The organism is Clostridium magnum DSM 2767 (assembly GCF_001623875.1).
In the GTDB taxonomy this organism is placed as follows: domain Bacteria; phylum Bacillota; class Clostridia; order Clostridiales; family Clostridiaceae; genus Clostridium_AM; species Clostridium_AM magnum.
On the sequence record NZ_LWAE01000001.1, the window covers coordinates 1,053,836 to 1,080,011 of the forward strand.

Sequence of the window (26,176 nt, forward strand, 5' to 3'; positions counted from 1 at the left end):
CATAAACAATGCTATTTAACATATATAGATGGAAATGGAGGAGATTAAGGTTGAAAAAAACTATAAAAAGTTTCGTTATAATATTGATTGCGTTTATTGGCATTTCAGGTGTATCTTACGCTAATTCACTAGAGAAAACGAATGAGGTAAATTTAGGTTATTCTTCAGATAAATTAAAAAATAATAAAAATAAAAAGATCACTGTTGGTACAAACGGAACACAGGGGCTACCTGCTGAGATTGTAAATGCAAACCCAGACTTTATAGCACCTGAAGTACTAGGAAGACCTACGGATACATCTATAACAGTTAATGTTGTTCCAGTCAAAAAAATAGAACTATACATTGAATATGGTACAGAACCTCAAAAGTACAAAAATCAGACAGAAAGGATAACAGCGGAAGCATCAATTCCTACTGAAATATTAATTGAAAAGCTTCAATCAAATACTCACTACTACTATCGTATAAGGTATCGTGAAGTTGGAGGAGATTCCTTTGCAACATCTAAGGAAAATTCATTTATTACGCAACGTACATCTGGAAGTACTTTCACCTTTGATATACAAGGTGATTCGCACCCAGAACGTCGTCAGCAATTTAATCCAGAATTATATTTGCAGACAATGCATAATGTACAGAAGGACAAGCCTGATTTTTATCTGACAATAGGTGATGATTTTAGTGTGGATACTATGAAGACAATAACCAAAAATGCAGTTGAACAACTTTATATTAATCAAAGAAAATTTCTAGGTATTGTAGGAAGCTCTTCGCCAATATTTCTAGTTAACGGTAACCATGAGCAGGCAGCTAAATATGTCTTAGATGGAACAGCCAACAATGCTGCTGTGTGGGGGCAAAATGCCCGTAATAATTACTTTTCTGAGCCGGCTCCAGATAACTTCTATACAGGAGATAAAGAAACGGTAGATTTAATTGGACAGCTTCGAGATTACTATTCATGGACATGGGGTGATGCTTTGTTTGTTGTAATAGATCCATACTGGCATTCTTCAGTTCCGGTGGATAATGTACTAAAAGGTGGCGAAAAAAGATCTGATATGTGGGGTATAACCCTTGGTGATGAACAATATCAGTGGCTAAAGAAAACACTGGAAGAAAGTAAATCTAAGTATAAGTTCGTTTTTACTCATCATGTCCTTGGCACTGGACGTGGAGGTACAGATATTGCGGATGAGTATGAATGGGGAGGTAAAAACAAAAAAGGTGTGTGGGAATTTGATAAGAAACGTCCAGGATGGGAACTACCAATTCAGCAGTTGATGGCCAAAAATGGAGTGACTATCTTTTTTCAGGGACATGATCATATATTTGTAAAACAGCAGTTAGATGGTGTGATTTACCAGACGCTGCCTGAACCTGCTGATCCAAACTATGCTTTATACAATGCAGATGCATATAAATCTGATGTGAAATATGCTAATTCAGGTCATGTGAGGGTTACAGTGTCAGTTGATCAGGTAAAGGTTGACTATATTAAATCTCTTTTGACCAAGGATGAGATAAACGGACATACCAATGGAGAAGTGGTTTATTCCTATACTGTTTTACCTAAATGAAATTTGTCTAAGCAATAAATAAAAATACTTACACGATCATCTAAAATCAAAGGGGGTCTAACCTCAATTGTTTCTGCGTTACAGTATCACTTAACTGCCAAAACACATATAGAGACAGTTGTTAAATTAAGTAAGTAATATCAACGATTTTACGTAAATTAAATACGAAAAATTGGCTGTTTGCCACCCGTTTGCCACCGCTTTTTTTAAAGGGTGGCAAACTATTTTATTTTAGACACAATAGATTCTAATATGTCTACACTATCCTGTCTTAATTTATTTGTAATATGGGAATAGGTATCCATTGTTGTAGCAAGTTTACTGTGTCCTAAACGGTGCTGGATATCTTTTATATTGGCACCGGACTCTAAAAGCATAGTGGCATGAGTATGGCGCAAAGAATGAAAGTTAAAGGATATTTGTAATTCATAGTTAACTACACGGCTTAAATATTTTAAGCTATCAGTGGTTACAGGTTCACCATTTTCATTTTTATATACAAAATTATTTTCCGTGTAATATTGTCCGTATTTTAGTTTGTTTTCAGTTTGAAATTTTTTATGCTGTTTTAAAATGTTATGAAGAGTATTGCCAATAAGGATGATTCTATTGGAGCTTTTAGTCTTAGGAGTTCCAAAGACCCATCCTTTTCCTTGCTTTAAAAGTATTTTATCGATAGTAATAGTTTTATTATTTAGGTCTACACAATCCCATGTAAGACCACAAACTTCGGCTGCTCTCATGCCGGTATTAAAAGCAATTTGGAGTGGTACATAAAAACTACTACCTTGAAGAAATCTATTTATAATTTTATTAAAGCATTCCAATGAAACTACTTTTAAATCATCCTTATCCTTTTTTGTATCATTGTACTTAGGCATAGATACATATTGCATAGGATTTTCTTTTATAAGTTCATAAGGATATACCGCCATTCTTAGAGCGCCTGAAAGCACTCCGTAAAAACCTGATAAGGCATTTTTAGTAAAGCCATTTCTATATTTCTTATTCAAAATTCTTGTAGTACAGATGGTGATAATGATTTAAGTTTATATATTCCAAGAGCAGGTTTTATATGATTATTTATAATTCGATTGTAGTTTATCTGAGTATTATACTTGCAATTTATAAGCACATATTCGTTGTACCAGTAATCAAAATAATCAGCAATACTAATATCACTCTCATTTAGTATAGAACCACAACTGTCAAATTCATGTAGAGCTTTTCGAAGAGCTGTTTCTGCCTCTTTCTTAGTTCTACCGACTTTCTTTTCAACTTTATTTCTTTTTCCATTAACTTTTCCAAGGTCAAAATAATAGTACCAAATGTTACCTCTTTTTCGTACTCCACCTTGCATAAGGCATCTCTCCTTTAGTTATTCTATAAATTAGTTTTATGAAAATTTGCATTATAGTTTTGATTAAGATATTAAAGCTGTATTTATTATGTAAAAATGCTGTGTATGATTTGATCAGAAAAGGACTTTTGACAGCTCTTAAGCTGGGAAGGATTAAAGTAACAAAGCCAACTCTGTTAGAATTTTTAAAAGAGTACAGTGGGAAAGATCTGTCGGATTTAGAGAATATAAAAGAACTAACATTCCAAAATGAGGCATCAATTTATTAATACTCAAAGGGAGTGATTCCATGAAGTTTACTATACTAGGCTACAATCAAGCTAAATTAATGGAATTTGGATTAGATGTAATAGATGCAGTACTGCTTAGATATTTTGTTGATTTTAAAGACAGCGGCACTATGGTAAAGGAAACAATAGAAGGGGATCTGTATTACTGGCTTAAATATGAGGGCATAATGAAAGAACTTCCAATGCTAAATTTGAAGAAGGACAGCATTTATAGAAGATTTAAAAATATGGCTGAAGTCGAAATATTAAAACACAGAACTATAAAAAGTAAAGGTGTATATTCTTACTACAATATTGGGAGTAAATATTTAAGTTTATTATCAGATTCTATACCAATTGGGCCGGATTATAATCCGAAGCCCTCGGATTATAATCCTGAACAAAAGATTAATCTATTAAAAGATAAATCTATTAAAAATAATAATATATATAGTCAAGTTATAGATTATTTAAATAAAGCAGCAGGTACAAAATACAAAGCTTCAAACAGGAAGACAAAGCAGCTTATAAAAGCCAGGGTAAACGAAGGGTTTTCTTTAGGTGACTTTTGTAAAGTAATAGACAATAAAGCTTCTGAGTGGATGAATACCAATATGGAAAAATACTTAAGGCCTCAAACTTTATTTGGCCCAAAGTTTGAAGGTTATTTAAATCAAAGGAATAGAGGAGAACAAAGGATGGAAGCACTGAATCAGGTACTAAAGAGGTCCAAGAAGACGGAATTGGATTCAGCGTGTAATAATAACTATGTTATACCAAAGTGTGAAGTATGTGGTGAAGCTGTGGGTATTGCTGTAAAAATGTCCTTTGGAACTAGGGTATATCCTAGAGCCTGTAGATGCAGAAGAGAAGCCTATGAAAGGCAGCAGATGGTGGATATGAATAAGCAAAAACAGATCAGGCTTAAACAGATAATTTCCAACAGTATGATGAATAAGAGTTTTAGAGAATGCACTTTGGAAAACTGGAATCATCAACTAGGAAACGAGAATTTATATAATATTGCCAAGAAGTATATAGCAAAGTTTCCACAGATGAAAACAGAGAATAAGGGAATGCTCATATACGGGGAACCTGGTAACGGTAAAACTTACTTTTCCGCTTGTATAGCCAATGACTTAGTAAAAGCTAGTTCCAGTTATATGTGTTGGAGCTATAGCTCTTACTGAAAGAATAGGTAGAAGTAAAATAACCTGGGGAGATGAAGGTATTTTTACAGTACTTAATACTCTAGAAAATGCGGATTTGCTTATCATTGATGATCTTGGAACCGAAGAAGACAACAAGTGGACAAGGGCTATGATTTATCAAATCATAGATAAAAGAAACAGCATGAACCTTCCTGTTATTATAACAACCAATATTACTATTGAAGAGCTGAAAGAAAGGTATGATGACAGAACCTACAGTAGGCTCGCTAGTATGTGCAGCTTTATAAAAAACACAGGAAAGGATATAAGAAAAATTCAGGGAAAAGAAAAGACAGATAGATTTATAAAAGAGCTTTTCGGAGGATAAATTCATGGGGTAAATAGTGGAGTAAAGACCATAAGAATGAAAAATAATGTAAAGCAGCAAACAATGGCCAAGTTTTTAAATATGACAGTATCTGAATACAGCCGCAAAGAAAATGGTCAGAGAAGCTTTACTATTGATGAAACAGCAAAGATAGCTGAGTTTTTTAAAACAACTATAGAAGAAATATTTTTTAAGAATATTTAAGAGAGAAATCGGAGGAGAAAATATTATGACAGAAAAACAAATGAAAGAGCTACCAGCATTATTAACAATAAAGGAAATGGCGCAGGTTTTAAGGATAGAACTAAATGCTGCTTATCAAATAATTTATAAAAAGCACTTTAAAATACTTAGAATAGCACCTAAAAGGGTGCCTAGGTGTGAGTTGATTAATTGGATAAAGAGCGGGAACTCTAGATTTAGATTTATTGAGGGGGATTAGTGAAGAAGAGTTTACAGCTCTTCTTTTTTACAATATGTATTCTCAATAGAATGTTTATAATAAAGTACTTATTCATATAATAAAAGCGGGAGGGAGCAAAATGAAATTCTTAAAGAATAAGATAGTAGCAATTCCAGTAGGTATCATTCTATTTATTATTTTGTTGGTTATCTCACCTAAGTTAGCAGGTATTTTACTTATATTTGGGTCATTATGTTTAGGACTTTATCTCTATACCAAAAGTGAGAGATTCAAGTCGTGGAATAAGGTAGTTAAAGGCTTAATTACTTCTGGCTTGGCATTCATATTATTAATTGGTATAGGATTCTTTAATACAAATCCACAAACAGCTGAGCAGCAAAAGCTAACTGCTGAAAAAGCAAAAATAGAACAACAGCAAAAAGATCAGGCTGTAAAGAAGACGGAAGAAATTAAAAAAGCAGAAGATACAAAGAAGGCTGAGGAAGGAAAAAAGCAAGTAGCACAGCAAGATAAATCTAATGCTTTAGCAAAGCTTAATTTTAAAGAAGTAATAGTATCTAGAGTAGTAGATGGTGGTACAGTTGAACTCTCAGATGGAAGTAAGGTGAGATAGTTCTTAAGAAGTACTTTGGCAGTGAAAAATATGACTCGGCAAGAAAATTATATTCTACCATGTTTCCACTTAGAGATCTTAAAAAAGCTCCATTTGAAGAAACTGATATGTTAGTTTACAAACCAGATTTAACTGAACTAAAGTTTGTTGAAGTAAAGCGAACTGATACAGGAGATAGACTCAGAAAAAAACAAGTTAAAGGGCTACTTCTATTATCTTGTTTTTTAAATGTTGATATTGATGTTTTTGTTTTAGTACCAAATGAGATAGAATATAATACTTCTCAAATAATATGGGAGTTTCCAACGAACATAATAGATTAATTAAATTACTATAGTAAAATAATATGTCGTATCTTTCTTATGTAGCCGCATAACAGTAACTTGTTATGACTAAATAAAACCTATATTCTAAACAATGAATACAGGTTTTATTGCCACGATAAGATTACTATAATTTTATAACGTAATTGGGATATTAACAGAGAAAGTTGTAGATTTCAATTTATCTCTTAAAAATAAAAATTGAACCTGTTGCTAAACCTACTATCCTGACGATTAATTTAAAATATAATCCAGTATTGCGTTATCTAATGTAAGATACGGCATTTAAATCTACAATAAATAAATTAAAATCGAAATATTTTGTAGTTTCCACAATTCCTCAATGCCTCGTATAATTATAATAGAAGGCTACTGCAGATTTGCATCAAAATAGCACGGATAGGTTAATATAATAATAATGTTTTTTTGGCAAGTTCTTTCTAATAAAGAATATCACATGATTAAGAAGCAAGTTTCCGCACCACTTGTGAGTTATAAACTACGGCATTAATACGATTACTTTTTAAGTGTCTGAAGCTACACCAGCAATAGTACAAAAATATTGAAGTGCACTAAGAGAAGCTTTATTTAAACTTGCAAAGTGAAGCAGTTGCTACTAATCCTAACCTTGCCCTTAATTTTTTTAACAACAGTATATACCCCGTCACCTTGAAGATAAGTCTTTACAAACTTCTGTAGTATGACATTGCTCCCACAATATATAGGAAATGGTTTTGTGTTAGCTTTAACTAGTTTATATTTTTTTAATCTTAAGTTTTGATTCTAGAAGATAAGAAAGAAGCACTACTAAAACAATTGATAGAAACATAAAAAGATTATTATTAGGTGTAACTAATGAAAAAAGCGCAATAGCACAACCTGCAGCTGTTATGGAGACCCCGGTAAATTTCTCAGTAGATTCATCTAAATTATACTTGGCCAATTTGTAGCAGCCCCTCATAATATATGTTAACATAAGACAAGTTCCTAATAGTTCTACATATTCAAGATTGAAAAAATAGTACTTTATAAATATTAGAAGAGCTGGTGCAACTCCAAAAGAAACCAAATCTGCTAAAGAATCTAATTCTTTTCCAAGGCTACTATTTAGATTTAAAAACTTAGAAATTCTAACATTATATATGTCTATGAGGGCTGAGATAATTATTAAAATCGAAGCACAAAGGTAATTTTGATTAAAAGTCTCCATTATGGAGAGAACTCCTAACGATAAATTAACAAGTGAAAGTAAATTAGGTATAGACGTTTTTAACATGTGTAACCACTCCTTTAGTTAATTTTGTAAGATTCTTGAGAATCCTTACTATATGAAAGTTTGTTTATAAGTTTATCTTTGTACAGCATCCCTAAAATAAAAGATATTAAAGCCAGTAAGGATACTATTATTGTTGATGTATAGTTTCTATAATGAAGATTGGATCCAATGCTTACAGATGCTAAAAGCCATGGAAATCTGCTAACAAGTAAGATTCCAAAAAACCTTAAAGGTCTTATAGGGGTTAATCCTGCAACATATATCAAAAAATCTTTTGGTAATCCAGGAACTAAGAAAACAATGAATAAAATGATAGAAAATTTTTTGCTATCCATAATATCTTTCATCCATTGAGAGTTTTCTTTATTTAGCAGCTTTTCTACAAAAGAGCTACCTATCATTCGGGTAAAATAAAAGGCTATAATAGCTCCAAGCAGCATACCAGCTATTGAGTAGATTAGACCTAAGGGTACTCCATAAATATATCCACCAGCAACCTGAATTATTTCTCCAGGAATTGGAGCAATCACTGTTTGAAGTACTTGAAATGCAATGAATACAATAGAGCCTAAACCTTTTAAAGAAACTATATAACTTCTGAATTTATCAAGTGACATAGTCAATTCAAGAATAATGGGTAAATATTTTACCAGCATTATAGCTGTAAAGGCACCTAATAAAACCAGTAATGTTTTACAAAGTAAGTTTTTTCTAAATTTATTCATAATTGTTTTATCCTTCCCTACACATTGTGTTATTTAACATTTTATTAGGAATATCTTAAGATTCAGATATAATAAATCTTAAGAATTCTTAATTCATTTAAATAATATAGATTTTAAACTTATTGCAATATATACTAATAATGAAATGGAGGTAAAATAATATGAAGAATATTTTGATTGCAGATGATAACGAAGAAATAAGAGAGATAGTCCGTGTTTTATTAGAAAGTGAGGGCTACAACATAATAGAAGCTGTAGATGGCGAAGATGCTGTAGTTAAAGTTAATGAAAATATAGACTTAATCATACTTGATATAATGATGCCTGTAAAATCTGGATTTAAAGCATGTATAGAAATCCGTGAAAAAACAAGTGCGCCTATTCTACTTTTAACTGCTAAAACACAAGACTCAGATAAATGTATGGGATTTTCATCAGGATGTGATGATTATCTATCTAAACCATTTTCCTATACAGAACTTGTTTCAAGGGTTAAGGCATTACTTAGAAGGTATTATGTATATAAAGGAAAAGAGAAGGTTAGCCCAAATGAAAATATTAATATAGAAGAATTGACTATAAATACAACCTCAAATGAAGTGTTAATAGATAATGAAGAAGTCATACTTACAGAAACTGAATATGAAATTCTGTTACTAATGGCAAATCATAGAAAAAAGGTGTTCTCAGCACAAAATTTATATGAAAGCGTTTGGAAGGAACCATATTTTTATTCTTGTAATAATACGATTATGGTACATATAAGAAACCTAAGAAGAAAATTAGAAAAGGATCCACAAAATCCAAGGTATATAAAAACAATATGGGGAAAGGGGTATAGGATTGAATAAGAAATTTTTATGTACAAAATTAGAAATTAAATTAATTTTAAGCATAATATTCTCATTTATAATGGCTTGTATAATCTTTATTTCATTAGAAACTATAGGGGAAAGTATATTAGATAGTCACTTCAGTAAGAATTATTTTATAAATAACCAAAAAAATCAAGCTATATCCAGTTTTTCTAAATATGTATCAGATAATAAGTTAAAAATAAATGATCATGATAAAATAACTCAATGGGTTCACAAAGAGAAATATGTGAATCTTTATATCTACAAGGATAGTCAGTTAATTTACAACTCTGATATAAATGATTCAACTATCTATTATGGAAAACCTGAGGAAAACCCATTTATGCCTACTGGTTCACTTTATGAGATTAAATTTGCTGACACAGATGCAAAAATGTATATGGAGTGCTTTTTTCAATATAAATATTATTACATTGTAAGTATTTTTGATGGTGTAATTGCTTTTTTATGTTTTATAGTAATTATGTTGATTTTTATAAAAAGAAAGACTACATACATAGAAATACTTGAGAATGAATTAAAGATATTAGAAGGTGGTAATTTAAGTCATGAAATTACCATTAGTGGAAAAGATGAACTTGCTTCTTTGGCTCAAGGCATTAATGAGATGAGAAAATCCTTTATCGAACAATTAGATAGTGAAAATAAGGCTTATTTAGCTAATAGTGAGTTGATTACTGCAATGTCACATGATTTAAGAACACCTCTTACCGCATTGGTAGGATATTTAGATATCATAGAATACAAAAAGTATAAGACAGATGAAAATTTAAGACAGTATATTCATAATAGCAGAGAAAAAGCATATCAAATTAAATATCTTTCGGACAAACTATTTGAATACTTTACAGTGTTTAATACTAATGATGATAATCTAGAACTGGAAGCCTTTGATGGAAATGAACTTTTAGAACAATTAGTGGGGGAACAAATTTTTATATTAGAAGACAATGGATTTAATTTTCAAATAGATTCATGTAATACAACTTTTTGTATAGAAGTAAATTTGATTTCAATACGCAGAGTTTTTGATAATATTTTTTCTAATATTACTAAATATGCAGATAAAATGGTGCCAATTAAAGTCAAATATTATATACAAAATCAGTTAGTAACTATTTATATTGAAAATAAAATAAATAATAACTTAAAAGCAGTAAACAGCACAGGAATAGGTCTGAAAACATGTAAAAAAATTATAGAAAGACATAATGGGCAAATTACTGTTGAAAAACAGAAGAATATCTTCTTTGTGCAAATTAGCTTACCTATAAAGTCGTGAAGTGGATAAGCAGAGTTAATTTTAGGATCAATGACAAGAGAAATTCAAGATGAAATAAAATGGTAAATAATGTCTAATAATTGACGTTATTTATGAATAATTAAAAAAGGAAGAGATTCGTAACCGTAATATATGGTGAACGACAAATAGTAATTTATGAGGTGATGAATATGAAACTTACATTGGTTCCACTTAAAGTAGAAAACATTGCAATGTTTAAACGAGACATGCAAGAGGCATTTCAATATGGATACGAAACGGAATGCGGGTCATCCGATGAATTAATTTTACCAGAAAAGGACATAGATGATTCACTCAATGCCAATGGTGCTGAAGCGTATCAGGCAATTGTTAACGGTGAGGTTTCCGGTGGAACAGTCATAACTGTTGATAACGAAACATATCATAATCATTTGGATTTTCTTTTTGTTAAAGTTGGTTGTCAAGGAACTGGCGTTGGGCAGGCACTTTGGAAGGCAATAGAAAATTTACACCCTGAAACAAAGGTATGGGAAACATGTACACCGTATTTTGAAAAGAGGAACATTCATTTCTATGTCAATAAATGTGGTTTTCACATTGTTGAGTTTTATAACCCACTCCACCGAGATCCAAATATGCCAGAGACTGTAGGCGGAATGGCAGCTGATGAAGGTGATTATTTCTTTAGATTTGAAAAAAATATGAACAGAACTCTTCAATAAATTCCAAGTTATCGAATAGATTTGATGAAAAGTTTTTAATAAATAACGAACTAAAAGGACTGATTTATTGGTCCTTTTAAAATACTATATTTTCAGCATTATTCTTAAATATAGCGGTTTATTTTATTAAACTGAATAATAAAAGAATAGAATCATAAAAGTATAAGATTCTATTCTTCTGTTTTAAACTATAATTTTAAATTGACTTTTTAGATATATCTGATATTTTAACATTTAAAATGTCTAGAATAAAAATGAATAACGGTATACCAAGCAATAGGCCCCATACTCCCATGAAGTGTTTTCCAACAATTAGTATGATAAATATAAAAAATATAGGTAGTGATGTTTTGTCTGACATTAGTTTTGGATTCAATATATAACTCTCTAAACAATGGATTAGTGCAATCATTATAATTACAGACACTACTTTAATTAATCCACCAATGTTAAAGGCTATCAGAGAAAGTGGTATTAAAGATACTACAGTTCCTGCAACAGGTATAAAGCTTAATATAAATATCATAAATCCTAACCCCATCAATTGAGGGAAGTTCATAATCCATAGAAAGATTACAGAAAGAAGGCTGTTTACTAAAGCTATTAAAAATTGAGCCTGTATTACTTTACCAAAGGAATTTAAAAAATTTGTTCCAAAATACTCAAAATGATTATAAACACAAGATATTTTACTTGTTTTAAATTTATGTACAAATCTTACTATTTTTTCTTTGTCTAAAACAAAAAACATACTTAACATTAGAGAAATAAATACATTCAAGCTGCCTTGTACTACATTTTTGCCAATACTTAATATTGTATTCATAAATTTATCATAAGACTTTGCTATATCAATTTGTTCTGTTAAAGAATTTACATATATTGCCCATCTATCAGGCAAAGTAATCTTGGATATTTCTTTAAATATTATTTGAGTTTCCTTTATGATTTCAGGAATATATTTATATATGAAAAACCCTATTAGCCCAATTATAATAAAATACAAGAAAATTGTTATTATAGCCTTATGTATATGTGTTTTATTTACTATAAACTTTTGTAAATTGTAAATTATATAAGAAAATAAAAAAGTGAAAAGAACTAAATTGAATAAATCTCTCATAAGGTAGATAATTAACCCTAAAAGTATATATTCAGCTGCGTTTTTTAATATTTGTTTATTTATTTCCAAAGAAATTCCTCCTCTTTAGCAGATAATTTAATATTGAATGAATTAAATTTATTTTAATAAAAATATCTTAAGATTAAACTATGATAAATCTTAAGATATCTTAAAAATGTGCTGTAGCACTATAAAGCTTTTGCAGTAATACTTCTAGCAAATTGACTATTATATATATCACTATATAAACCATTCTTAGCCAATAATTCATCATGGCTTCCTTGTTCAACAATATTACCTTTGTCCATAACCAATATTTTATCTGCATTTTTAATAGTAGATAATCTGTGTGCTATTATGAAACTTGTTCTTCCCCTCATTAGGTTATCCATAGCATTTTGTATTTCCAATTCTGTACGAGTATCTACACTTGAAGTTGCTTCATCAAGTATTAAAATACAAGGATTCGCTAAAATAGCGCGGGCAATGCATAAAAGCTGTTTTTGTCCTTGAGAAATTGAAGAATTTTCATCATTTATAACTGTGTCATAACCATGAGGAAGGGTTCTTATGAAATAATCAGCGCTTGCAAGTTTGGCAGCTTGGTGAGCTTCTGAAGTAGTAGAAGCTTCTCTGCTGTAGGAAATATTATCTTTAATACTTCCATCAAAAAGCCAGGAATCCTGTAACACCATTCCAAATAAAGAACGTAAGTGACCTCTTTTGAGTTTAGTTATATCAATGCCATCAATTTTAATTTTTCCACCATTCAATTCATAAAAGCGCATAAGTAAATTTATTAAGGTAGTTTTTCCTGCACCGGTTGGTCCAACTATAGCAACCTTTTGACCTGCTTTTACCTCTAAATCTATGCCAGTGAGTATAAGTTCTTTTCCATATCCAAATTTTACATCTTCAAAGCTTATATTACCTTTTGGATTTGATATAGTTTTATAATTTGCAGCATCTGGTGTTTCCTCTTCTTCATCCAAAATTTCAAATACACGCTCTAGGGAAGCAATAGCTGCCTGCAGTGAATTTAAAATATATGCTGCTTCAGTTAGTGGCTCTGATGCTTGATCTACATATTGGAAAAAGGCTTGTATTAGACCTATTGATAATCTACCTTGAATAACGAAAATGGCACCAAGTGCTGCTACTAATACGTATCCTATTTGATTCATTAAACGAATTAAAGGATTTATAGCAAAGGTAATAAATTGAGCTTTTTTTTCATCAGAATATAATTTACTATTTGATGTTTCAACAGTTTTTGTGGCTTCTTCTTCCATGTTAAAGGTTTTTATTATCATTTGGCCAGTAAAATATTCTTCTATTTGTCCATTAAATCTTCCTAAGGATTCTTGTCTGTTTGTAAAATATTTAATGCTCTTTTTTCCAATTATGGAGGTAGCTGCAACCCCTAATATAATAGTTAAAAAGGCTATCAATGTTAATATCCAATTTATTGAAAACATCAGGATGACAGAACCTATAATTGTAAGTACGGCTGTAATAAATTGCATCATTCCTGATTGTAAAGTGTCTGATACTTTTTCCAGATCATTTGATATTTTACTTAAAATTTCACCTTTTTTATGAGTATCATAATACTTTAAAGGAATTCTTGAGAGTTTTTCACTTATGTCTTTCCTTATGTTTAATACCAGAGTTTGAGCTACAGCGGCCATTACATGCTGCTGTATAAAGTTTGATAAGGAAGATAGTAAATATATAGCTATAAGCAGCAATGAAAGCTCTTTTATAACATCAAATTTTATGTTGAAAACACCAGAAAGTGATACATTTTTTATTCCTTCATAGATAACATTAATGGCTTTACTAAAGATCAAAGGGGCAGTCATTGTAAATACTAAACTAACAACAGCGAAGAAGAGTACAATGATTATTTTCTGCTTTTGATTAAAAAGCAACTTTATCAATCTCTTTAAAGTTTTTTTTGCGTCCTTGGCTTTTTCTACTGACATTTCAGTATCAAAAGACACTGCCTCTGTTGACTTTTCTTCATTTAGCATGCCAGTTCCTCCTCACTTAATTGTGACTTAGCTATTTTTATATAAATAGGACAATTTTTAACCAATTCACTGTGGGTTCCTATTCCAACTATTTTACCTTCCTCTAAAACTATAATCTGATCTGCTTCCATTATTGTACTTATCCTTTGAGCAATAGTTATGACAATTGAATCTTTTACTATTGACTTTAGAGCTTCTCTTAACTTTGCATCTGTTTTATAGTCTAAGGCAGAAAAACTGTCATCAAATACATATATATCGCTTTTCTTAACTAAGGTTCTTGCTATACATATTCGCTGTCTTTGTCCGCCTGAAAAGTTACTGCCACCTTGCGCTACAAAGGAATTATAATCACCATTTAATTCTGAGATAAAGTTATCTGCTTGAGCTATTTTAGCTGCATTTTTAATTTCCTTCATAGTTGCATCCTTTTTACCATGCCTTATATTATTAGCTATGGTTCCACTAAAGAGAAATGATTTTTGAGGTGAAAAACTTATCATATCCCTTAAATTCTCTTGAGAAAACTCTCTTATATTAATACCATTAATCAAAATTTCTCCACCCTGTATTTCATGTAATCTTGGTATTAATTTACCAATAGTGCTTTTACCTGAACCAGTAGCCCCTATAATTGCAGTAGTTTTACCACTTTGACACAGGAAGCTAATATTATTTAAAACAGGTTTTTCAGCATCCCTATAGGAAAAGGTGACATTTCTAAATTCCAAAGTTTTTCTACCCTTTGGAATAGACTCGGTTGTTTTTTCATCTACTATTTCAGGCTCATATTCTAATACTTCTAATATACGTTTTGAGCACACACTGGCACGTGGAACATTAAGCAGTACAATTACAGCCATTACTAAATAAACAAATATTATTATTGAATATTCAATAACAGCCATAATATCACCAAGCAGCATCTTTCCATTACTTATTCTGATTGATCCAAACCATAAAATAGCTACGGCACAAAGGTTCATTATAACCATTATTCCTGGCATAGCTACAGCTAATATTTTATTCATTTTGATATTAACATCAGCATAACTTGTGAAGGTTTCATTTAACAATCTATTTTCATGTTTATCACGATTAAAAGCACGGATAACTCTTATTCCACTTATATACTGGAGAATTTGGGAGTTTATTTTATCCAGCTTTGTTTGCATACTAAGTGATAGATTCATAATTTTTTTGCTTATAATTACATTAAATATTATAAAGGCAGCTCCTGTTACACATATTACAAGTGCCATATAGATGTCTTTAGACAAGGCAAGGAGCATTCCTATTAAGGTTATAAATGGCACTGGAACAATCATTTCAAAAAACATATTTACTGTATTTTCAAGTTGATTCACATCACTTGTACATCTTGTAATTAAGGAAGAAGTAGAAAAAGCCTTAAAATCATGTATGGATAATTTTTGCACATGTGAAAAGAGTTTATTTCTAATATCCCTTGAAAGTGTAGAGGACAAGTTTGCAGAAAAGTACGTAGAAAGTATTGCTAGTACTCCAGTAAATATAGCAACAGCTATCATCACTCCACCAGTTTTTAATACGTGAGATATATCACCTTTTATTACTCCAGTATTTATTATGCGTGCAGTCAGTGTTGGAAGATATAATATACCTACAGTTTTTAAGAGTATAATTATAAATAGCGAAGTCAAAAGTATTTTATTAACTTTAAAATGTTTAAATAACTTTAACATAAAATTCTCCCTTTACTTGTGATTTTTATTTATAGACCTTATCATAAACTGTCCAGTAACTTGACAGTCAATACTTTTCGCAATAGAATATTTTAAAAAGAAAAATATTATTAAACATTTTGTAAATATAGAGGTGTAGTTTGTGAAGGAGTTTATAAGTTCTAAGAAATATTTATCTATAGGTGATTTTTCAAAATTGTCCAGCATAGCTAGAAAAAATTTAATATATTATGATGATATAGGAATATTAAAGCCTGTATTTGTGAAAGAAAATGGCTATAGGTATTACTCTTACAATCAATTAGATGAAGTAACCATAATTATGGCTTTAAAAGACTTAGGTATTCCATTAAAGGAGATAAAAAATTATATAGAAAATGTATCTCCAGATAATTTTATTGATTTAATTAGTATTCAAAAGCAGAAAATATTAGAAGAGCTTAATAGATTAAATCAAATGAATTATATTATAGAACAACGAACTAATAATATTCCTGTAATATCTAATATTGATTGTGATAAGATACTTTTAGAAAATTTTAATGAGGAGCTGTTGTTTTTAGGTCCAGAGATAAAATTTGATATTAACAGTTTTGATGAGGATTTTATTGATTTTCTGGATTATTCAAAGAATAAAAAATTGGTGTATGGCTATCCCTTAGGTGTTTATGTTAATTATGAAGAGGTAGCTAATGATAACATTAAAACTTATAGATACTTTTATAAGATTTCTTCTGATATGGATTATGTAGAAAAAATTATAAAACCTGCAGGCCTCTATATTATAGCCTATGACAATAGCTACTTAGCTGAAGATGCAAAAATTTTTAATAAAATAAATAAGTTTATAGAGGAGAATCATCTTAGTGCTTGTGGAAATGTTTATATAGAAAATATATCAGATGAGATAATTACTAAAAATCCAGATAAGTATTATTCAAAAATTTCTATACAGGTGGAGAAAGTAGATTAATCAAGCAATATAGTTATAACTATTCAATTATTTTGATATAATAAAAAATCTAGTTGTTACACAATATTCATAATGAACGAAGTATTACAACAGTAACCTATTGTTCATTAAGAAGTTGCATTAGTATAGTCATTTTAGATAAAATTTAAACTTTAGAAAAATAATACGTTAGTGGAGAAGTATTATGAATGGTAACGAAATTTTTGCAGAATCACTTGAAAAATTACTAATGAAGAAGAATCTTGTGTATTAAAAAATGCTTATGCTAGTAGTGATATTAATGGACTACGTAATTATGATATTTCCATTACAAGAAAAACATATGAGAAATATCTGACACTTAAAGGTGCTGACATTGAATCAGAGATAATGCATTTTGCTATTGATATAGCCTCACGGGGCGGTACGGATATGGTTATAGAATGGCTACTTGGCGGAATGAAAATGGAAAAACAAAAATTGGTATCATTACTACAACAAACATTGCCCAAAGATATTTTAAGATATATTGACTAAAATATTTCAAAATGTCACACATGTGTCGTTTTGTGACTTTATTTTTATATACTTCTAATTTATAATGCAATTAAGCAACTATTCTAAAGGCTTTGAAGGGAAGAAGTAGTTCAGTTTCATGTCTTTCAGAGAGCATCCGTTGGTGGGAGGATGCAGACACACTGATACGAATACATCCTGGAGCCTCAGCCTGAGCATATAGTAGGGTTTGACGGGAACGCCCGATAAAGCGTAAGAGTGTGATTGCACTCGTTGAGGGATATTCTGTGAAGAATTTCTAAATCAGAGGTGGTACCGCATGTTTGCCCTCTGCGTCAGTTTGACGCAGAGGGTTTTTATTATTTATAGAGGAGGCTATTTCAATGAAAATTTATGATGAATTAGTAGCCAGAGGCTTAATTGCGCAGGTTACCGATGAAGAAAAAATAAAAGAACTTATTTAGGAAAAGATGCTTACGCTATGACAATTACGCTCCTAATGAACTGTGAAGGTAATAAAATGGGAAAAACAGCAAAGGGAGCAGTTTGGCTCGATCCAAACAAAACTTCGCCTTTTGAATTTTTTCAATACTGGCTTAATATTGCAGATGCAGATGTTCTTAAATGCATGCGTATGCTAACCTTCCTGCCTCTTAATGAGATTGATGAAATGGATAAATGGCAAGGAAGCCAATTAAACAAATCAAAAGAAATTTTAGCCTATGAACTAACAAAACTAGTACATGGTGATGATGAGGCAGAAAAGGCAAGGTCAACTTCACATGCTCTCTTTAGGGGTGGTGACGTTGATTCTAATATGCCAACTACCGAAATATCAAGTGAACAGTTAAATGAAGGGATTATTGATATTTTAGATTTAATGGTTGTATGCAGACTTGCTAGTTCAAAGAGTGAAGCGAGGCGTTTAGTTGAGCAAGGCGGAGTGTTTCTTAATGATTCCAAAGTTGAATCAATTGATTATATAATTACTTCAGAACAATTAAAAAACAGTATAAAGATACGTAAAGGTAAGAAAACTTACCATAGGATTTTAATTAAGTAGAGCATATAGATAGTATATCACACACTAAGAATCTGACCACTTGCTAATACAGTTATCTGATTCATCCTTATTGGTATGGGAGTATTTATATCCTCAATTTGTGAAAAAATTAGTTCGAAGTATTCATATGATATGCAACATCAAGAGCATTTAGAAATGCTCTTTTTTTATCAGTGTGTCCAGCAAAGCTGGACCATGCTTACTGGTGAAAGTCCAGTCAAGGTAATTGCCAAGAAGCCTTGTAGCTAACCACCAAGCGTAGTAGAAATACTGGGTTTGAAGCGTGGGGGTAAAGTAACCCGAAAGGGTGCGAGCAAGAATGCAGGTGGTAACATAAAGTGAATTCTGCCGTATCGTTAAAAAGGACTGCGAAAGCAGACAAAGAGGAAGTTGAGCCTTGTGAAAATGGGCGAAGACCATGGAAGATATGAAGAACTTGGAAAGCAATATCGAAGAATCCTCCGGTGTATGGGAAGCGACATGTATTTATAGCATGGTTCGGAACTGGAGAGAACTTCCTCTGCACAGCGATAGCTGTAAAGTGAGAACATATAAGTCGAAGGCGAAAATGTTTATTCAGCAGAGAAGGAGTCGGAGGAGTTAATAGTACCAATAATTATGCAGACAACAAAACTGTATATAGGGAAGGAACTCTGCTTTATTCAGGTTTTCAAAGGGGGTAAGAGTGAGTGAATGCGAAAGCTAGCAACACCATAGACAAAGTTCGAGAACTTCAGAGAAAACTATATCTAAGTGCCAAGACCAATAAGAAACGAAAGTTTCATGCACTATATGACAAAAAATATATAGAGTAGACCACTAGTGTTTAATTCTTAGAAAATATTTCAATTGACATCTGTATTATAATCATTTTTTATAGTGAGGTTCTTAAATTAAACTAGCATGGAATAATATTCCTAAACCAAAGGGCAGACTTGCCCGCATAGCGATAGCTTCTATGGAAGTATATGGTTTACTAATTACTATTAGCTACCTAACCATTTCTCCCAAGAAAACAAGCTATTATCCACTAATTTTGTAAGTGAATGTTTTATTAATCTCTACTTGCTTTTATACCAGTGAAAGTAGTGGCATAGTACCGTAATAAAGACAGTGTGATAAATGAGCTAACAATAATTGAACTACAGAATTTATATGGTGTAGACTATGTTGCAGTTACTAAGAGACTTAAGGAAATAAGCTTAATTGATGATAACAAACAAAAATATTTAGAGAAAATTTTAGAGATTGATGGAAAGCTTGAAAATTTAACTAAAAACTTAGGTTATGATAATAAATTAAATAAGCCATCTAAATTAAGATCTTTGATGCAAAAAGATTTACAGCTACTTAAGTCTAATTATGACAACAGATATACGGATTATGATGATTTGGTAGTGATATTTGGATATTTAGGTTGTGAACCAGAAACTTTTTGGTATGAACCTTATGAAGAAAGTAATAAAGATGCAGATGACTTTATAAGCAACCTTTTAAGTTAGGATATGAGGAATTGCCACGAGTTAAGGCCATATTTGACGCAGATATCTTAATTCATCTTATAAAAACTGATGCATTAAAATATGCGTTAGATATACTTGAAACTATTTTTATTAGTGACTATGTTTATGACAATTAAATAAAAAAATACCGTAGAGGGAAAAATAATAGAAAAGTTATATAATCAGGGAAAATTAAAAAGATTAGATTATGAGTCATTAACTCCTAATCAGAAAAAAATATTTAGAGATACGGATAAGATTCTGAAAGAGAAGGCAATTAACGAATCAAAAGAAAAGCAACCAGTAAATTATGGTGAGAGAAGAACAGCTGCTTTTGCTAAGGCATGTAATATTTATTATTATATGTCAGATGACAACAAAGCAGCTCCTTATATAAAATCTTTGGCAGCTGTTGAAATTATTAATTTTTGTGATATCTTGTTTTTATATATTAGGGTACATGACAAAAATGAACTTGATAACTTACAAAATTGTTATGTGAAATTTACTGAACTTTATGAAGAAGGAAAAGAACCTAAAATTATAAAGATGAATGGTAAAGTATTGCCGTTTATTGAGGTTATAAGAAGGTCTTACATAAAGTTTTCAAAAAGCGAAAATCTTAAAAGGTTGATGGATAATATAATAAATAATAATAACTGATAGCATTACTTGCAATAGTAGTGCTTTTGTTTTTCATATATGATAGTTAGCATATTTTTTAGAAAATAATGTTGAGTTTAATTATGTACATAAACAGAAACTTAAATATATCCGGTGGCAAAATTGAATTTTGCCATCCATACAAAAGTTATAACAGGTTTTAAAATGATATGGTAAGGTATAGAAAATTTTATCTAACCATTACACTGCAGTGGTTTCAGGGTATATAAAGATATAATTTAATATTAAAAAAGATAATAAGGACAAACCTAAAGGATACACGCCACATATAGAGACAGTTGTTAAATTAAGTAAGTAACATCAAGGATTTAAGAACTTCATAGTATAATAAAAATAGAGATTTCCGTCATAATTTATGTATGGCGGAAAATTTATTTTGAGGAAGAAATAATAGATTTAAACATATTAATAGTAATTTGTGTAAAGAAAGTCTCACTTTAGTGAATAAACTATGTAAATATGAACAAATAATAAATAAGTAGATTTATGGGTTTATATAAAAATTATTAAATTAATTTTGCTAAAGTATTTGAAGGGACTGGTGAAATTGGATTCTACACAAAAGTATAATGGATCAAAGATATATGAGGGAAGTAAGAATGATCAGCTAGAGACTTTTCGTTCAAATCACACTAATCAAAAGCTTACAACAAATCAAGCAGTAAAAGTAACCAATACTGATGATTCACTGAAGGCTGGAAATCGCGGGCCTACATTGATGGAGGATTTTCATTTTCGTGAGAAATTAACTCATTTTGATCATGAAAGGATACCAGAGAGGGTTGTTCATGCACGTGGCTTTGGAGTCCATGGATATTTTCAGGTTTATGAGTCCATGAAAGAGTATACTAAAGCTAAATTTTTACAAAATCCATCAATTAAAACACCAGTATTTGTAAGATTTTCCACTGTTGTAGGGTCACGGGGGTCCGCAGATACTGTTCGTGATGCTCGAGGTTTTGCAACAAAGTTTTATACTGAGGATGGAAATTATGATTTAGTAGGAAACAATATTCCAGTATTTTTTATTCAGGATGCTATAAAGTTTCCGGATGTTGTTCATGCGCTTAAACCAGAACCTCACAACGAAATACCGCAGGCTTCAGCAGCACATGATACTTTTTGGGATTTTGTTGTAAATACGCCTGAGACCGCACATATGATAATGTGGTTATTGTCAGATAGAGCTATACCTAGAAGCTTTCGTATGATGGAGGGGTTCGGTGTTAATACATTTAGATTTGTTAATGCTGAAGGTAAAGGGCGTTTCGTGAAATTTCATTGGAAACCTTTGCTTGGAGTACACTCATTAGTATGGGATGAAGCGCAAAAGCTAGCTGGTAAAGACCCAGATTATCATAGAAGAGATATTTGGGATGCCATTAATATGGGAGAATTTCCGGAGTACGAATTGGGAGTATAAATGATTGATGAAGAAGACGAATTTAAATTTGGCTTTGACATATTAGATGCAACGAAAATATGGCCTGAAGAAATAATTCCAGTAAGAATAATTGGTAAAATGACATTAAATCGTAACGTAGATAACTTTTTTGCAGAGACAGAACAAGTGGCTTTTTGCGCAGGAAATGTTGTGCCAGGAATAGATTTCAGCAATGATCCTCTATTACAAGGTAGGTTATTTTCCTATTTAGATACTCAGCTTATTCGATTGGGAGGGCCTAATTTTCATGAAATACCTATTAATAGGCCAGTAGCTCCTATACATAATAACCAACGTGACGGATATCATAGAATGACAATAGATCAGGGAGCTGTAAGCTATCATCCGAATTCAATTCAAAAGAATACACCTGAACCTGCTTCAGATGTTGATAATGGTTATCTACACTATGCAGAGAAAGTTGATGGAAAAAAAGTAAGAGAGCGCAGTGAATCCTTCAAGGATAACTACAGTCAGGCTACTCTTTTCTGGAATAGTATGTCTGAACCTGAAAAACAACATATTATTGATGCTTTCCACTTTGAAGTTGGTTCAGTAAAGGATAAATATATTAAACAGCGCGTCGTTGATATGTTTAATAATGTTGATGGCCAACTAGCAATTGAGATTGCAAAGGGAATTGGTGCAATGCCTCCAAAAACGGCTGGCGGAACAGGAGTAACTGCTTCCTCACCAGCTGTTAGTCAGGCTAATACTATTAAAATTGCAAAGACTAGAAAGGTAGCAGTTCTTGTTGATAAAGGCTTTAACTATCCTGAATTAATGCAATTTATGGATGCAATGAAGAATGAAGGAGTGCATACTGAAATAGTTAGTAAAAGTTTGGGTATGATTACAAGTGAAGATGGAAAACAAATAGAGGTTGGTAGGAATTACCTTAACGCTGCCTCTATCATGTACGATGCAGTATATGTTACTGGAGGTAAACAAAATATCGATAGTTTACTAAAGCAGGGAGACGCTTTGCATTTTATTAATGAAGCCTTTAAGCATGTTAAAGCAATCGGTGCTACTAATGAGGGCGTTGACTTATTGGCAGCCTCCCAAATGCAAGGAGTTGCTATTGCAGGGAATGAGAATAAGGGAGAGCTAATAACAGAACTTGGTGTGGTAACAATAAGAAATTCCGCAGATATTAATGGTTTTAATAAAGAGTTTATTAAAGCTATTGCCGAGCATAGACATTGGGCAAGAAAAAATCAAAAGGATATGGTACCTGCTTAATTAGCTCTTATTTTACACAAAAATAACCTTTTCTTTTATCCCATGATTACCCGCTCTAATACTCCCATACGCACTCTGTGAAAGCGATTCACACAAAATCATAGATTTTGGTTCTCTGCTTTTCTTCAAAGCGGGAGTAAAGAGCCGTTACGTCCCTGGATTCGTTCAACTAAGAATCAGGTGGAGTTTGAAACTCCATCTGATTCAAGTTTTCACTTCATACTAATTTTTAGTGTTTTGATATTGTTACTACATTTAATAGTAACAATATCAAACAACACTGCATATAATAAATGTGGCTACAAAAATTTTATGGAGGATTAGAATTGTATAAAAGAAAAGAAGATCTATTATTTTGGATAGGGATAATGAGAGACCACTCTATATTTCAAAGTAGCACTTTTGCGCCTAAAGAAGTAACATATATTAAAAAATCAATGATGTTTAGAGACTTTTTTCAAGCTGTGATGGATAAGGTAAAATCTGAATATGATCTTGAGATGAATATACCCAGTATAATGAAAGCGCTGAATGATTTTATAAATTTTAAAAGGCAGATAGTAAAGGGGCTTTTAACTTGTAAATTAGAGATAAATTTACTGCCAAGTTTTATTAGTCACCAAATTAATGAAGCCATGGAATTTAGGTTTGAACTTATGTCTCCGCAAAATTACTTAGAATGTCTTAAACGGCCTATTTGCTTTATAGATTTTTTGAAAAAATGGATAGCTGATGGGTCAGGTCATGCTTCAACTTATGCTTCATTTTTAGACCCAACTGAATCGATTCTTAGAGATGAAGCACTTGCCTTTAAGATGAAATTTGATATGCTGTCAGTAAAAGCTAATGAACTGCAAATGATGATGATGCAAAGTGAATCAGGTGAGTCAGCTTTGATAATGTTAGCTGCACAAGTAGAAGATTTGATGAAAAAATTCATTCTATACTTAGAGAAGATGCTAAAGCATAGAAGTGAATGTAAGGTTATGGCTATTGGAACTTTAAGTCCTCTCCTACCAAACCATATGATTAGAGAGCATAAATATTCTTTAAATAAAATTAATGAATATATAGAAAATAAGAATCGGTATTAGGTTCCTATATATAAGTTATAAAAAAATAAAATTTGCATAATTATTGTAGTAACACTATAATAGTCATAGGATAAATACGTATTACATTTATTGATGTAAGGACGCCTTTCAAATAGGAAGGTGTTTTTTATTTTTAAATTATAGGAGTAATAAAGCTTATGATAAAAACCATAGAATATTCACAGATTGACGAAAAATATACTAATGATAAATATGTTTTAGTTGATGTAAGAAGTCCAGGAGAATTCAAAGCAGCAACCATACCTGGGTCTGTTAATATATACCTTTTTAATGACGAAGAAAGAAAAGTTATAGGGACTGTCTATGTACAAGAAAGTGTTGAAAAAGCAAAAAAACTTGGAGTAGAAGCAGTTTCTAAAAACCTGCCTACTATATATGAAAAAATAAATGGATTAGAAAAAGAATATAAGAAGCTTATATTCTTTTGTGCAAGAGGTGGCATGAGAAGTAGCTCCTTGGTTTCACTTTTAACTTCCTTAGGTGTAAATGCATTAAAGCTAAGAGGAGGATATAAGAGGTATAGAGCATATATTAATGAGGAACTGCCTAAAGTAATAACAGAAATAAACTTTATAGTGATTCATGGCAATACTGGAACCGGGAAAACTGATATTTTAAAGAATTTGTCCAAAAGAGGATATGATATATTAGATTTAGAAGGTGCAGCCAATCATAGAGGGTCACTTTTGGGTAGTGTAGGTCTTGGTAGTGAGAATAGTCAGAAACAGTTTGAAAGTTTATTATATAATAGTTTAAAAAATAGGAAAAGTAACAACATTTTTGTTGAAGGTGAAAGTAAAAGGATAGGAAATATAATTATACCAGAATTTATTTACTCAGCTATGATGAAAGGCAAGCATATAAATATAACAGCTGACATGGATTTTAGAGTGAAGAATATAATCAAAGATTATGTTAAAAGTGATAATTTAGAGACAGAAGATAATAATTCACAAATAATAGATGCTCTAAATAAGTTAAGAAAATATATAAGTGATAAAAAGATTGATAATTACATTAAGGAAATAGAGTGCTGCAATTATGAATCAGTAGCTGAGGAGCTAATGGTTAAATATTATGATCCTATGTATGAGAATAAAGAATACAATTACGATTTAAGTATAAAAAATAATGATATAGAAGAAACCTGTAATAATATAATAAGTTGGATGAATAATGAGTATAGGCCTTGTGAGGCTGCATTTACAAATGAATAGATATCTGATAAAAAATTAAACAAGTCCCCCTTTTAAAATTTCTGCATATAAATATAGTAAGAGCATGGTTGTAGCAATATTAAGGAGGGGGATTATGGAGTATATTATCCTTCAATATGTTTCTATAGTCCTTTTAGTAGTAGGTTTAGGATACTTATTGTATCTTTTAAAGGAAAAGGAATGCAAGTTTAAGGAGGATTACTTTGGTATAACCTATAGTATATTAAGAACTCTTACAGATACAGAAATAACATCTGAAAATGTGAAAAAGATACTAAGAATAGTTTCAAAAATTGTGATTGATGTTGAAGATAACTATAAGGATGAGAATAATAAAGTTAAGGAAGATAAAGCCCTGCAGCTCGCTAGAGAGGCTTTAAAAGAATTAAAATTTAAAAGAAATATTGATGATGACAGCATAAGGTATATGATAAGATTAGCAGCAGCTTTGCTTCCTGCTACAAACAAATCAAAACTCCGAGTTGTTAGAACTATTAAGGAAGAATAACACTGGAGAGCAAAAGGATTAAAAAGTAATGGAATTAATATTTAATATATTTGGTTGTAATAAAAATTAAA

At 31.1% G+C, this 26,176-nt stretch carries 26 protein-coding genes, 3 pseudogenes and 1 other annotated feature; of the genes and pseudogenes, 23 read left to right on the forward strand and 6 right to left on the reverse strand.

Translation table 11 applies throughout. The annotated features are described in order from the left end of the window. Positions 1–50: 50 nt before the first annotated feature. A complete protein-coding gene (locus CLMAG_RS05090) occupies positions 51–1,583 on the forward strand; it encodes a metallophosphoesterase family protein (RefSeq protein ID WP_066618812.1) in 1,533 nt (510 codons plus the stop codon). Between the two features lie 221 nt (positions 1,584–1,804). Here the strand turns inward: CLMAG_RS05090 and CLMAG_RS05095 are convergent. Next, positions 1,805–2,943 (reverse strand): annotated as a pseudogene (locus CLMAG_RS05095) (tyrosine-type recombinase/integrase). Positions 2,944–2,981: 38 nt separating this feature from the next. Here CLMAG_RS05095 and CLMAG_RS30570 point away from each other — a divergent pair. From CLMAG_RS30570 to CLMAG_RS05115, 7 genes are all read left to right on the forward strand, one after another. After that, entirely contained in the window at positions 2,982–3,212 is a 231-nt protein-coding gene (locus CLMAG_RS30570) for a transcriptional regulator (protein ID WP_073393125.1), read from the forward strand. A 20-nt stretch (positions 3,213–3,232) separates the two neighbouring features. Next, on the forward strand, positions 3,233–4,402 hold the full coding sequence (locus CLMAG_RS31470; RefSeq protein ID WP_139264166.1) for a conserved phage C-terminal domain-containing protein: 1,170 nt from the start codon (positions 3,233–3,235) through the stop codon (positions 4,400–4,402). 76 nt (positions 4,403–4,478) lie between these two features. Continuing rightward, on the forward strand, positions 4,479–4,751 hold the full coding sequence (locus CLMAG_RS31475) for a P-loop NTPase family protein (protein ID WP_242872928.1): 273 nt from the start codon (positions 4,479–4,481) through the stop codon (positions 4,749–4,751). A gap of 30 nt (positions 4,752–4,781) precedes the next feature. After that, a complete protein-coding gene (locus tag CLMAG_RS30575) occupies positions 4,782–4,955 on the forward strand; it encodes a helix-turn-helix transcriptional regulator (RefSeq protein ID WP_341420084.1) in 174 nt (57 codons plus the stop codon). Positions 4,956–4,980: 25 nt separating this feature from the next. Then, complete coding sequence (locus CLMAG_RS05105) at positions 4,981–5,193, forward strand: MerR family transcriptional regulator (protein WP_066618815.1); 213 nt, start codon at positions 4,981–4,983, stop codon at positions 5,191–5,193. A gap of 100 nt (positions 5,194–5,293) precedes the next feature. Then, positions 5,294–5,788 (forward strand): hypothetical protein, encoded by a 495-nt coding sequence (locus tag CLMAG_RS05110; RefSeq protein ID WP_066618819.1) that lies wholly within the window; start codon positions 5,294–5,296, stop codon positions 5,786–5,788. 59 nt (positions 5,789–5,847) lie between these two features. Continuing rightward, positions 5,848–6,111, forward strand: coding sequence for a hypothetical protein (locus CLMAG_RS05115; protein WP_066618823.1), 264 nt, complete (start codon positions 5,848–5,850; stop codon positions 6,109–6,111). A 754-nt stretch (positions 6,112–6,865) separates the two neighbouring features. Here CLMAG_RS05115 and CLMAG_RS05120 read toward each other — a convergent pair. Both CLMAG_RS05120 and CLMAG_RS05125 read right to left on the reverse strand, forming a co-directional pair. Next, positions 6,866–7,387: a CDP-alcohol phosphatidyltransferase family protein gene (locus tag CLMAG_RS05120; protein WP_066618826.1), complete on the reverse strand. Its 522-nt coding sequence runs from the start codon at positions 7,385–7,387 to the stop codon at positions 6,866–6,868. Between the two features lie 14 nt (positions 7,388–7,401). Further along, positions 7,402–8,112 (reverse strand): TVP38/TMEM64 family protein, encoded by a 711-nt coding sequence (locus tag CLMAG_RS05125; protein ID WP_066618837.1) that lies wholly within the window; start codon positions 8,110–8,112, stop codon positions 7,402–7,404. Positions 8,113–8,273: 161 nt separating this feature from the next. On the opposite strand from CLMAG_RS05125, the gene CLMAG_RS05130 reads away from it, so the two are divergent. The 3 genes from CLMAG_RS05130 (at position 8,274) to CLMAG_RS05140 (ending at position 10,976) form a co-directional block, all read left to right on the forward strand. After that, on the forward strand, positions 8,274–8,963 hold the full coding sequence (locus CLMAG_RS05130; RefSeq protein ID WP_066618840.1) for a response regulator transcription factor: 690 nt from the start codon (positions 8,274–8,276) through the stop codon (positions 8,961–8,963). Beyond that, positions 8,956–10,272, forward strand: coding sequence for a sensor histidine kinase (locus tag CLMAG_RS05135; RefSeq protein ID WP_066618843.1), 1,317 nt, complete (start codon positions 8,956–8,958; stop codon positions 10,270–10,272). Before CLMAG_RS05130 ends, CLMAG_RS05135 begins: the two co-directional genes overlap by 8 nt. A 170-nt stretch (positions 10,273–10,442) precedes the next feature. Continuing rightward, positions 10,443–10,976: a GNAT family N-acetyltransferase gene (locus CLMAG_RS05140; RefSeq protein ID WP_066618846.1), complete on the forward strand. Its 534-nt coding sequence runs from the start codon at positions 10,443–10,445 to the stop codon at positions 10,974–10,976. Positions 10,977–11,172: 196 nt separating this feature from the next. Here the strand turns inward: CLMAG_RS05140 and CLMAG_RS05145 are convergent, their stop codons facing one another. From CLMAG_RS05145 to CLMAG_RS05155, 3 genes are all read right to left on the reverse strand, one after another. Continuing rightward, positions 11,173–12,168, reverse strand: coding sequence for an AI-2E family transporter (locus tag CLMAG_RS05145; RefSeq protein WP_082831802.1), 996 nt, complete (start codon positions 12,166–12,168; stop codon positions 11,173–11,175). Between the two features lie 119 nt (positions 12,169–12,287). Further along, the gene (locus CLMAG_RS05150) at positions 12,288–14,135 is read right to left on the reverse strand and encodes an ABC transporter ATP-binding protein (protein WP_066618851.1); all 1,848 of its coding nucleotides are present in this window, start codon (positions 14,133–14,135) and stop codon (positions 12,288–12,290) included. Further along, positions 14,129–15,859 (reverse strand): ABC transporter ATP-binding protein, encoded by a 1,731-nt coding sequence (locus CLMAG_RS05155; RefSeq protein ID WP_066618854.1) that lies wholly within the window; start codon positions 15,857–15,859, stop codon positions 14,129–14,131. The genes CLMAG_RS05150 and CLMAG_RS05155 overlap by 7 nt, the downstream gene beginning before the upstream one ends. A 142-nt stretch (positions 15,860–16,001) precedes the next feature. On the opposite strand from CLMAG_RS05155, the gene CLMAG_RS05160 reads away from it, so the two are divergent. The 12 genes and pseudogenes from CLMAG_RS05160 to CLMAG_RS05195 all read left to right on the forward strand — a co-directional run bounded on the left by CLMAG_RS05160 (position 16,002) and on the right by CLMAG_RS05195 (position 26,105). Then, a complete protein-coding gene (locus CLMAG_RS05160) occupies positions 16,002–16,832 on the forward strand; it encodes a MerR family transcriptional regulator (RefSeq protein ID WP_066618857.1) in 831 nt (276 codons plus the stop codon). A 222-nt stretch (positions 16,833–17,054) separates the two neighbouring features. Further along, positions 17,055–17,348 (forward strand): TetR-like C-terminal domain-containing protein, encoded by a 294-nt coding sequence (locus CLMAG_RS30580; RefSeq protein ID WP_278329959.1) that lies wholly within the window; start codon positions 17,055–17,057, stop codon positions 17,346–17,348. Positions 17,349–17,431: 83 nt separating this feature from the next. Then, positions 17,432–17,661, forward strand: a binding site (T-box leader). Between the two features lie 117 nt (positions 17,662–17,778). Then, positions 17,779–18,390, forward strand: a pseudogene (gene tyrS, locus CLMAG_RS05165) (tyrosine--tRNA ligase); the annotation flags it as partial. Positions 18,391–19,079: 689 nt separating this feature from the next. Continuing rightward, entirely contained in the window at positions 19,080–19,205 is a 126-nt protein-coding gene (locus CLMAG_RS34180; RefSeq protein WP_278329756.1) for a hypothetical protein, read from the forward strand. Positions 19,206–19,505: 300 nt separating this feature from the next. Beyond that, complete coding sequence (locus tag CLMAG_RS05170; protein ID WP_066618866.1) at positions 19,506–19,892, forward strand: hypothetical protein; 387 nt, start codon at positions 19,506–19,508, stop codon at positions 19,890–19,892. 11 nt (positions 19,893–19,903) lie between these two features. Next, entirely contained in the window at positions 19,904–20,029 is a 126-nt protein-coding gene (locus CLMAG_RS34185) for a hypothetical protein (RefSeq protein ID WP_278329757.1), read from the forward strand. 226 nt (positions 20,030–20,255) lie between these two features. Then, on the forward strand, positions 20,256–20,555 hold the full coding sequence (locus CLMAG_RS33475; RefSeq protein ID WP_242872929.1) for a hypothetical protein: 300 nt from the start codon (positions 20,256–20,258) through the stop codon (positions 20,553–20,555). 568 nt (positions 20,556–21,123) lie between these two features. After that, positions 21,124–22,650 (forward strand): annotated as a pseudogene (locus CLMAG_RS05180) (catalase); the annotation flags it as partial. Between the two features lie 18 nt (positions 22,651–22,668). Further along, positions 22,669–23,265 carry a DJ-1/PfpI family protein gene (locus tag CLMAG_RS34620; protein ID WP_341420088.1) on the forward strand — a complete coding sequence of 199 codons (597 nt, stop codon included), beginning with the start codon at positions 22,669–22,671 and terminating at the stop codon, positions 23,263–23,265. Between the two features lie 326 nt (positions 23,266–23,591). Continuing rightward, positions 23,592–24,359 carry a DUF2935 domain-containing protein gene (locus tag CLMAG_RS05185; protein WP_066618869.1) on the forward strand — a complete coding sequence of 256 codons (768 nt, stop codon included), beginning with the start codon at positions 23,592–23,594 and terminating at the stop codon, positions 24,357–24,359. A gap of 158 nt (positions 24,360–24,517) precedes the next feature. Next, a complete protein-coding gene (gene mnmH / locus CLMAG_RS05190) occupies positions 24,518–25,597 on the forward strand; it encodes a tRNA 2-selenouridine(34) synthase MnmH (RefSeq protein ID WP_066618872.1) in 1,080 nt (359 codons plus the stop codon). 94 nt (positions 25,598–25,691) lie between these two features. Continuing rightward, on the forward strand, positions 25,692–26,105 hold the full coding sequence (locus CLMAG_RS05195; RefSeq protein WP_066618875.1) for a hypothetical protein: 414 nt from the start codon (positions 25,692–25,694) through the stop codon (positions 26,103–26,105). Positions 26,106–26,176 lie beyond the last annotated feature (71 nt).